The organism is Flavobacterium sp. (assembly GCF_040382755.1).
Lineage (GTDB): Bacteria > Bacteroidota > Bacteroidia > Flavobacteriales > Flavobacteriaceae > Flavobacterium.
In genome coordinates this window covers 1-2,152 of record NZ_JBEIET010000214.1, presented here as the reverse complement: position 1 = coordinate 2,152, position 2,152 = coordinate 1, and the positions used below count along the sequence as shown (strand labels likewise).

The following is a 2,152-nucleotide window of genomic DNA, read 5'->3' as shown; positions in this document are numbered from 1 at the left end:
GACACTATATATTTATGGTCAAGAAGCTTGCAATTTGATTGAATATTCAGTAAAATATTTTTGTAAATATGCTTATAAAAATTTGATTAATCTTGTTGTTATCAAAGAACAAGATAGAACTATTTTACCATTGAATCTGAATACTACAATGATATGGACTGGTAGTTTGTATTCTTTAATCAGATTGTGTAAGCAAAGATTGAAACCAGATGCACAGCAAGAAACTAGAGAAGTTGTGCAATTGATGTTAGACCAGTTAAAAGAAAAACAAGTGTTTAATCAAAGTTTAAAAGTTTATGAATTATTATAGAATACATATTAAGGATGGTTGCTTAGAGATAGCTTCTGAAATGCCATTAAAATCAATGGCTTATCATATAAATAATTCTTATTATAGCTTGATTATTTTTGTACTTAAAGATACTGGAGAAGAAAAATTTGTTAAAGCAAGTGAAATTTATTTATTAGAACAAATATTTTAATTATGAGTAAGTCTGGTGATGTTGTAGGTAACTTCAAGCTTCTTTTTAAGGTTGATACTTTAAACTATCTTGTTGAAGTATTAGATTGTTGCCCTAGTATCTTCTGGAGAGGTAGAATGTATCCATCATCTTTTATTTCTCATTGGTCATTACATAGATTAATGATTGAGGTAAAATATGGAAACTTTTGGTATGCAGTTAAAATCCAAAATAATGAAAGTAAATCTACTTCTGTTAAAAGAAAGAAGTGTGATTGGTGCGACAAATACAAAGTAGAGTATAAGTTGACTAATCTAGGTAAAGGAACTACGGACAAGGAATATAGAATTTGTGATGAGTGTAATTATGAACATGATGTTTATTAAAAATAGTGATTATGAGAAAAATATTTAGAGGTGATGAGATTATTGTAAAAGAAAAGAATTTTCAGTATTTTACCTTTGGTAAAATTTATAGGGTTGACCATACAGATTCAAAATATTTTACATTAACCAATAATATTAAAGAATCAGTTAGCTTTATGCACACAGAATTTGATATGTATTTTGAGATTCTAAAGTTAGAAAGCAAAGATGAAGCACCTAAACACTATGACAATTCTAATGGTAGTTTGTATCTATTTGCAGACAAGCAAGGGTTAAACACTTGGGAATTTGATATAGTCAAACGTATTGTTAGGTGTAGAAAAAAAGGTAATTTTAAAGAAGATTTAGAAAAAACTAAATTCCTTATAGATTTATACTTAAAAGAATGGACAGAGAATTAAGACACATTGATTGGTTTAGAGATAACATAGGTAAAACGATATACGGAACTTCTGGATGCAGTTGTTCCGTTTGTCATATGCAATACCTTAAAGGTGTTAGAATATCTGATTTAAACCATGCAAATTCATTGTATAGTATTCAAGATACTACTAACAGAAGATACTTCACTTCTAAAGAAGATAGAGTTGAGTATGAACGAAGTTTAAAAGGGTAAAAATTTTTTATAGCCAAACGTATATATGAAGATAAAAGTAAGCACCAGAGTAGTGCTAATATTCAAAAATCGTGTAGTAAAGATTCCAATCAGTCTTAGAGGTTACTTACAATGCTTACAAGAAGCTTATATATGGGATAAATACAAGCATTTAAACCTTATAGGCGAACTTTATTGGTTCAAGTATGGTATTGTATGTATGAAGCGATATAAACCAGTTAGAGAGGTTCTTCATCTGGATGTGTTCAGAGTAAAGAATAACATTGAAGAATTAAACATAGTTATGTGTGATTTGTATAATAGAGCCAATTGGGGTAAGGATGAATCTGGTAAAAAGATATTAATTGATTACGGAATTAATGAAGAAATTTCTAAAATGTACAATCTTTAAATAATTTTATTATATTTGTACGGATTTCTTGTCAAATGGTTTTGGAAAAAGGGGTTAGATTAAGTTCTAGCTCCTTTTTTTTTATGTTTTAAATTTTTTATAGCCAGCACTATATAAACGGAATTTTTGATAAAATAAATTTTTTGTAGCCAGCAGTATATAACCAATTTTTTAACAGAATAAATTTTTTATAGCCAATCGTATAAAAGAAAAAAAAATATTTTTTTCAAATTTTCAGTAAAATAAATTTATTATAGCCAACTGTATATATACAAATTTGTATAAACAGCGATTTGTG

At 27.6% G+C, this 2,152-nt stretch carries 6 protein-coding genes; all 6 read left to right on the top strand.

Translation table 11 applies throughout. The annotated features are described in order from the left end of the window. A partial coding sequence (locus ABWO04_RS11360; RefSeq protein ID WP_353079803.1) for an FAD-dependent thymidylate synthase occupies positions 1 to 310 on the top strand: 310 nt, incomplete at its 5' end. Next, positions 297 to 482 (top strand): hypothetical protein, encoded by a 186-nt coding sequence (locus ABWO04_RS11355; protein ID WP_353079802.1) that lies wholly within the window; start codon positions 297 to 299, stop codon positions 480 to 482. The genes ABWO04_RS11360 and ABWO04_RS11355, both read left to right, overlap by 14 nt. Before the next feature lie 2 nt (positions 483 to 484). Further along, a complete protein-coding gene (locus tag ABWO04_RS11350) occupies positions 485 to 847 on the top strand; it encodes a hypothetical protein (RefSeq protein WP_353079801.1) in 363 nt (120 codons plus the stop codon). Positions 848 to 858: 11 nt separating this feature from the next. Further along, positions 859 to 1,248 (top strand): hypothetical protein, encoded by a 390-nt coding sequence (locus tag ABWO04_RS11345; RefSeq protein ID WP_353079800.1) that lies wholly within the window; start codon positions 859 to 861, stop codon positions 1,246 to 1,248. Further along, positions 1,233 to 1,463, top strand: coding sequence for a hypothetical protein (locus ABWO04_RS11340; RefSeq protein WP_353079799.1), 231 nt, complete (start codon positions 1,233 to 1,235; stop codon positions 1,461 to 1,463). Before ABWO04_RS11345 ends, ABWO04_RS11340 begins: the two co-directional genes overlap by 16 nt. Before the next feature lie 199 nt (positions 1,464 to 1,662). Further along, positions 1,663 to 1,854, top strand: a complete 192-nt coding sequence (locus tag ABWO04_RS11335) for a hypothetical protein (protein ID WP_353079798.1) — start codon at positions 1,663 to 1,665, stop codon at positions 1,852 to 1,854. The last annotated feature ends 298 nt before the right edge of the window (positions 1,855 to 2,152 follow it).

Excerpts from the sequence above, each read along its gene's own strand:
- ABWO04_RS11355 (WP_353079802.1), top strand. The coding sequence starts at position 297 with ATGAATTATTATAGAATACATATTAAGGATGGTTGCTTAGAGATAGCT.
- ABWO04_RS11350 (WP_353079801.1), top strand. The coding sequence starts at position 485 with ATGAGTAAGTCTGGTGATGTTGTAGGTAACTTCAAGCTTCTTTTTAAG.
- ABWO04_RS11345 (WP_353079800.1), top strand. The coding sequence starts at position 859 with ATGAGAAAAATATTTAGAGGTGATGAGATTATTGTAAAAGAAAAGAAT.
- ABWO04_RS11340 (WP_353079799.1), top strand. The coding sequence starts at position 1,233 with ATGGACAGAGAATTAAGACACATTGATTGGTTTAGAGATAACATAGGT.
- ABWO04_RS11335 (WP_353079798.1), top strand. The coding sequence starts at position 1,663 with ATGAAGCGATATAAACCAGTTAGAGAGGTTCTTCATCTGGATGTGTTC.